This is a genomic window from Flavobacterium sp. BFFFF1 (genome assembly GCF_002256285.1).
Lineage (GTDB): Bacteria > Bacteroidota > Bacteroidia > Flavobacteriales > Flavobacteriaceae > Flavobacterium.
This window is the reverse complement of the sequence record NZ_NKJE01000051.1, coordinates 993-8,254: the sequence shown is the minus strand read 5'-3', so window position 1 is coordinate 8,254 and position 7,262 is coordinate 993. Positions and strand designations below refer to the sequence as shown.

The 7,262-nt window shown below is 36.1% G+C and carries 6 protein-coding genes; 2 read left to right on the top strand and 4 right to left on the bottom strand.

The window, feature by feature from the left end; all coding sequences use genetic code 11:
- Positions 1–2,640: 2,640 nt before the first annotated feature.
- From CFE23_RS16215 to CFE23_RS16200, 4 genes are all read right to left on the bottom strand, one after another.
- Positions 2,641–2,910, bottom strand: a complete 270-nt coding sequence (locus CFE23_RS16215) for a hypothetical protein (protein ID WP_291090370.1) — start codon at positions 2,908–2,910, stop codon at positions 2,641–2,643.
- Positions 2,894–3,046, bottom strand: a complete 153-nt coding sequence (locus CFE23_RS16210) for a hypothetical protein (RefSeq protein WP_291090368.1) — start codon at positions 3,044–3,046, stop codon at positions 2,894–2,896. The genes CFE23_RS16215 and CFE23_RS16210 overlap by 17 nt, the downstream gene beginning before the upstream one ends.
- Positions 3,036–3,977, bottom strand: coding sequence for an IS1595 family transposase (locus CFE23_RS16205; RefSeq protein ID WP_291090365.1), 942 nt, complete (start codon positions 3,975–3,977; stop codon positions 3,036–3,038). Before CFE23_RS16205 ends, CFE23_RS16210 begins: the two co-directional genes overlap by 11 nt.
- A 374-nt stretch (positions 3,978–4,351) precedes the next feature.
- Positions 4,352–4,828, bottom strand: a complete 477-nt coding sequence (locus CFE23_RS16200) for a hypothetical protein (protein ID WP_291090362.1) — start codon at positions 4,826–4,828, stop codon at positions 4,352–4,354.
- Between the two features lie 430 nt (positions 4,829–5,258).
- Between CFE23_RS16200 and CFE23_RS16195 the strand changes: the two genes are divergently transcribed.
- Positions 5,259–6,005, top strand: a complete 747-nt coding sequence (locus CFE23_RS16195) for a DUF3800 domain-containing protein (protein ID WP_291090359.1) — start codon at positions 5,259–5,261, stop codon at positions 6,003–6,005.
- Between the two features lie 510 nt (positions 6,006–6,515).
- Positions 6,516–7,055 (top strand): hypothetical protein, encoded by a 540-nt coding sequence (locus CFE23_RS16190; protein ID WP_291090356.1) that lies wholly within the window; start codon positions 6,516–6,518, stop codon positions 7,053–7,055.
- The last annotated feature ends 207 nt before the right edge of the window (positions 7,056–7,262 follow it).

Genomic DNA, 7,262 nt, shown 5'->3' with positions numbered 1-7,262 from the left:
AGCGTAGAAAATAGCGCGTGTTAACTGGAGAACATTTATTTCTTGAACGGAGTAGAATTTCTCTGTGGTTACGTTGTGTGATTTTGCTGCTGTGTCGCGACCCATATAACAGCGGTTTCACGCAATTGCTACTTTTCGTGTACAATGAACTTCTTTTTTCCATAACTTCGTTTCGTCCAGCCGAGAATACTCAGTTCCAAATGCCGCAACTGACGTGAAGCCGCCGGACGTTACCGGCCATAGCTCCGCGTCTCCGAAAGAACGATTCCCCTAAATGAAACGTTCGGCTTGTGTTTGAGTAAAGTTGACTTCTCCCCCTATCTTTCACGGTGCACCTTTGTGGTTGCGTTGTGTTAGTGTCACCGGAAATTTTGTCTGTCTGTTTTCGCATCTCCCAGCCGAGAGTGCTCTGCTGGACGAAATCAGGCGCAATAGCAGCGGAAAATCTTTGTCGATCTCTTTGCGTTGAAAATGTATCCAAAATCTGTTGCGTTGAATCGTAATAACTTAAAATTTAAAACTAAATCAGAATTTCTTTGTGGCTACTTTGTGTGATTCAGCAACTGTGTCGCAACGGCCTGTAACAGCGGTTTCACGCAATTGCTGCTTCCCTTGTAAAATGTAACACCTTTTTCCATAACTTCGTTCTGTCCAGCCGAGAATACTCAGTTCAAAAAGCCGCAACTGACGTGAAGCCACCGGACGTTATATGCGGTCGCTCCGCTCGCAGAAATGACGTTTCTCGTTTGTTGAGCAGTTCGGCTTGTGTTTGAGTAAATTTAATTTCTTCCCTATTTTTCACGGCTCAACTTTGTGGTTACGCTGTGTTAGTGTCCACGGAAAATTTGTGGCTTTTGTGCAAGATTCTTGTCGCCGAGAGTTCTCTGCGAGACTTAATCAGAGCTTAAGTATTGCGTAAAATGCGTGCGTTGAAATTGTAGCGTAGAAAATAGCACGTGTTAACTGGAGAATTTAAAAAAAAAAACGGAGTAGAATTTCTCTGTGGTTACGTTGCGTGATTTTGCTGCTGTGTCGCGACCCATATAACAGCGGTTTCACGCAATTGCTGCGTTCCTTGTAAAATGAACTTCTTTTTTCCATAACTTCGTTCTGTCCAGCCGAGAGTACTCAGTTCCAAATGCCGCAACTGACGTGAAGCCGCCGGACGTTATATGCCATTTTGGAATGCGACGCGTAAACATTAACAAATAATACTTCGTTTAAACTTAAAATGCTTGAAATTTATTATAGAATCTGGGTTAGTCTATTTATCAAAGCTAGGTTTGCACAAAAAGGAGATATTAACCTATCTCTATTTTTCTCTTTAATGGCTTTGACTGTGACAAATTTTATTAATGTTTTACTAGTTTTGACTATATTAAGTCTATCCGGAATTAAAATTAATATCTTTCAGGTGCTGCCCGAAAATGGAATTATCCAAATTACTACAATATGTCTCGCTTTTTTGATACCAAATTATTTGTTATTAATACATAACAAAAAATATCAGGTATTGTTAAATCGATATGAAAATATAAATGATAAAAATATGGGAATGCGATATTTCTTATTAAGCAATATCGCCTTTTTAATATTAATTATTTTGACTATCATATTTCCCGATTTTTTTGGATTGACGAAAAATTAAAACGGCATATAACAGCGGTTTCACGCAATTGCTGCTTTCCTTGTAAAATGTAACTGCTTTTTCCATAACTTCGTTTCGTCCAGCCGAGAATACTCAGTTCCAAATGCCGCAACTGACGTGAAGCCGCCGGACGTTATACGCCACTTTTCTGAACGAAATCACGTGCTCGGTTTGTTGGAAAATCCGAGACCAATTCGCGGAGATTTTTTGCGCAGCTTTTTTTTTAAATAAAAACTGGAAGCTTTTTGTGGCAGCTGTTTGAAAGCGTAAAGTCAAGATTTCCCATGAAATTTACTTTTGTTCCAACCTAGAATCTTCAGCTGTGTGTTCTGCAGACTCAATTGCTTCCTGAAAAACCGACTTTGAAATGTTTGTGGCAACGAAACTTTCTGCTTTCGTGAAAATTGCGATTAAAAATGCTTGCGAAAAACGCTGTGATCGGCTTGATTGTAAACTATATGTAAGCCTTGTGAAATGAAAAATTTACTAAAAAGCGGCGATATAACAGCGGTTTCACGCAATTGCTACTTCCCTTGTAAAATGAACTTCTTTTTTCCATAACTTCGTCTTGTCCACGCCGAGAATACTCAGTTCCAAATGCCGCAACTGACGTGAAGCCGCCGGACGTTATGTGTGGTCGCTCCGCTCGCAGAAAGGACGTTTCTTGTTTGTTGAAAAGTTCGGCTTGTGTTGGAGTAAATTTAACTTCTTCCCTATTTTTCACGGCTCTACTTTGTGGTTACGTTGTGTTAGTATCACCGGAAAAATCGTCATTTTTGTTTGCGATTCTTGTCGCCGAGAGTTCTCTGCGAGACTTAATGAGGGCTTAAGTATTGCGTAAAATGCGTGCGTTGAAATCTTAATGTAGAAAACAGTACGTGCAAACTGGAGAATTTAAAAAAAGGCAATTATATACTTGTGTAACCCATTTTTAAAACACGCTTCCTGAATCGCCTGTTTTCCCGTTTTTCGGGGTGCAATTGCGGGTTTACTTATTTTGGGTTTGTAGAACTCAAACCTGTGTTGGCTTCCTGTCCTACTGATTTCTTTGCATTGTAAACTTCCTGCAATAGATATTTCTTACCTGATTTGCCTGTAAAGGGCAAAAGGCTTGTTTTCTCAAACTTTCTCCGGTAAGTGAAATATGTATCTGCATTAGGTTCTAACGCGATTAAAGCCTCTGCAAACTCTTTCAGGTTTGTAGAGAATAAAACAACCTCATTGTTAACGTTGGCTGTGTATAGCTTACTTAGTGCCTTCATCCTCTTTTTTGATAGGCTTTTTTAAAATGGCAGAAAGTACGGCATTGAATTTTGGTTTCCCATCTTCAATCCGTACATCCTCTTTTGGTTTCGGTATGTCTCCGCGTTTGGCGGGTTGTTTCTTATTATTTGGCATCTTGTGTAAGAGTTTTATAGGTCAATCTTCTTTGCGTACCATTAGCCAAAGCTACATCAAATTTTGAACCTTCGGAAAGATTTCTGTTATTATAACGGAACGTAAACTCATTTACATAGCGTCCTAAATGCTTATCGCTTACTTGGTGATAGATTCCGTCCAAGCCTCTTTTAAGCAATGACCAAAAGTTTTCGATGTTGTTTGTATGTACTTTCCCGCTTACGTACTCGTTTGCGCTGTGACGTACAAAATCGTGGTTAAAAGTATTTCTTAGTGTAGAATATGCTTTGTACTCGTCAGTATAAACAGTTGCACCCGCTTCTACTTTTGCTACCATAATCGGAAGGATCGTTTTAGCTTGTGTATTCCTTACAGGAACGGCATATACTTTACCGTCACGCTCCAATATACCAAGTACAGGAGTTTTAGTCTTAGCGGAACGCCCTTGGTTTCCTTCGGTTCTTTTGTTAGCGTGTTTGTTTTTCTCTTTACCACCGATGTAAGTTTCATCTATTTCAACATCACCTGTAAAAACTTCTCCTTTTGGGTTGTAAGTTTCACGGATACGTTGCAAGATAAACCAAGCGGCTTTTTGAGTAATTTTCAAGTCACGCCCTAATTGACATGATGAAATTCCTTTTTTGTGTGATGTAATCAAATAGATAGCTGTAAACCATTTACGCAAAGAGATTTTAGAATCGTGGAAAATAGTTCCTACTTTAACCCCGAATTGTTTTCTACATCCGTAGCATTTGTAACGCTGTGTTTTTCCTTTAAGAGTATTAACGCGCTCAGATTCGCAGTAAGGGCATGACGGAGTACCATTCCAACGGATAACCGCTAAATGTTGCTCACAAATTTCTTCTGTGGTGAAGTAGTCAAGTAATTGGAATAAACTGTCGAAATCTCTTAAATCTTTAGCGGTTTTCATATTGCTCTTATTTGATGATGTAAATATACGTTGTTATATTTACATAAACAAACATTTTGCAATTATTCCACGATATTTTTACATTTTTGTATTTTGTATCGAATTTTTACTATTTTTGTAAAAAATAACCCCCACCGGTCAGGGTGAGGGCTACCAAAACTAGCTTCCTTGGAGTGTACAGCAGACAGGTTTATGAATCCAACGCTGGCTTAACTTTCAACTGTTATATATTTGACAGTCTTATGGAAATTCGCTTTGTAAAAAGGGCGGTTAAGTTATTCCTTTCCTCAGCTAGTAATTGGCTTATGAGACCACACTTAACCCCGCACCTCTGTAAAATTTAGCACTCTTTTTAGGGTGCTTTTTTTGTGTCGTTAAAAATCCAGCTTTGGCTGCCTCTTTTTGCTTTCAGGAAGTACGTAAGCGTGTGCAGGAAGAATATTTCCGTTAGTATCTAGCCAGTCTTTACGACCCCACACAAAGTCCGTTTTAGATTTCCCAAAATTTACATTAACTAATGACTCAATCTCTTTTTTAGCTTTAGAAAGTTCTGCGGTTACACGAGAGTTAACTTGGTCTAAAGGTCTGTCGGTATGTATATCTTTTAAAATATCCACGATTTCACTTTTAAACAAAAATCTATTTTCACGCTTCAAAACTTCTAAAGTATTATTCCTGATTGAATTGTTTTTTGACAAATCAGAATATCTAGGTTTATCGCCTCCATAGATATCTGCTCTCTCTGATACAATGTTATCATGACTAGTAGCGCCTAGCTGTGATCTTACTTGGGCAAGTCTATCAACTAGCCTTGCTTCTTCTGCTAATAATAGTTCTCTTACAATGTCCATAATTTTCTTTTTTATTTGGTTTAACAGTCCAAATTGCTTACTTTTGTTCATACGAAAGCCGAACGCCAAAAAGCGACTTGTCTTTTTATTCTAAAATTGCCTAATCGTCCCGCGAAGTCAGATTGGGCATTTTTTATGCCCTTTAAGCACTACAAATATATATGTAATAAATTTACTGTGCAAATAGGAAAGATATGGAAAAAGATAAGAAAGTTATACATTTGTATAACTTCCTATACCCAATCCCTTATCATTGCTTATTTCTTTAATTTATTAAAATTTGTGATTATTTTAAACTTTAACTTTTGTTTAATAATCCTATTAAATTGCGTGAACACCATTTTTTGCATTATTAAAATCTATACAAAAAATCAAACCCCGACTTTCATCGGGGTTTTTAATTACATTTGTTTTACCAAAAACAATTAGTATGTACATAATGTATGTTGATGAAAGCGGAGATCCAGGAAGTCACAAAAACAGCTCTCCTCATTTTATTCTGTCTGCTATAATTGTATCAGAGAACGAATGGGATAAATACTTAGTTAAATTAAAAACATTTAGAAAGGCATTAAGAGATACATACGGGCTCAACCAGCGTTCAGAAATACATTGTAAAGAATTAGTTAGACCGAATAATAATTTAGAATATAAAAAAATCTCAAAAACAAATAGAATGAATTTGTTGAAAGATTACGCCACACAATTACCTAACGTATTTGATACTGCACAAATATTAAATATTTGTCTAAAAAAAAGTGAACTTGAAGGTATTGATTTTTTTGAATTAGCTTGGAGCAGATTGCTACAACGTTATGACACGTTTTTAAAAAAAGAAGTTAAGGATAAAGGAATTATAATATCTGACGACACTAGTAATTTGAAGCTAATGAATTTACATAGAAAAATGAGAATATATAATCCAATACCGTCTCATTATAGTATTGAGCCATATAATGCACCAATAGATAGTATTTTAGAAGATATATTTTCCAGAGATTCTAAGCATTCATATTTTATTCAATCTACTGATGTAATAGCCTATCTATTATATAAAAAGGAATTTCCTCAAGGAAGCATTAAGAAATATGGAATAGAAAAACAATTTGATAAACTTGAACCTATATTACTTAAGAAAGCTAGTAAAAATGATAAATTTGGAATTGTTAGAAAATAAAAAAACCCCGGTTCAAAAACCGAGGATTTTGTTGCGGCCCGATTAAAACAAGCGGTTTAACCAAGTCGTCTTTATCTTTAACCTATAAATAGGTTTTATTTCCGATACAAATATATCTATAAAAATATAAAAGTAATACTTTTTAACGCAGTTTTATATACAATAGAGCAGTTTTAAATATATATGTACTTGTATATGATAGAATACTAGATGGAAAAGTAATTAAAATATATCTTCAAAAAGATGATTTTATAGATGATATTTCATTGGGTTACACAAGTATATAATTGCCTAAAAAAAAGCAACGGAGTGGAATTTCTTTGTGGTTACGTTGTGTGATTTTGCATCTGTGTCGCGACCCACATAACAGCGGTTTCACGCAATTGCTACTTTCCTTGTAAAATGAACTTCTTTTTTCCATAACTTCGTTCCGTCCAGCCGAGAGTACTCAGTTCCAAATGCCGCAACTGACGTGAAGCCGCCGGACGTTACCAGCAATATCAAACCAAAATGACGCAAAAGCTAACATTTACGACAATCTTAATTCTGCTATTTTTAAGTTGCCCTAAAAAATTATCTTATGCAGAATTTGAACAAAATGTGTTTGACGAAATTTTCTTAAAAACCGTAAATTCTACATATAAGGATAAAAGACTCTATACATTTTTTCCAAGCCGAGAAAAAGGCTTTAATGATCCTGAATATTTAAGGCAACGAAAAATTCTTGAAAATGATACAATTGGACTTGTAATTGCTTTAGATAATAAACGACCTATCAATTTCGAAAAAATCAAAAGTGATAAGTTTATTTTCAAAAAGCTATCTGAAATTCCGGAAGATGAAGAATTTAGAAAATGGTCAGAAAAATATCCAAAATTCGCAGGCGTAATGTCTTTTTCCAAAATACGATTTGACAACAAAAATGAAAATGGAGAATTAGATGTTTCTTATACTTGTGGTGGAAGATGCGGACTCGGATATAAAGTATCAATAAAAAAAGAAAATCAAAAGTGGGTTATTGTGAAAATTGAACAAACTTGGATTTCATAGATACTGCTGGTAACAGCGGTTTCACGCAATTGCTACTTCTCTGTAAAATGTAAACGCTTTTTTCCATAACTTCGTTTTGTCCACGCCGAGAATACTCAGTTCCAAATGCCGCAACTGACGTGAAGCCGCCGGACGTTATACGCCACTTTTCTGCACGAAATCACGTGCTCGGTTTGTTGGAAATTCCGAGGCCAATTCGCTGAGATT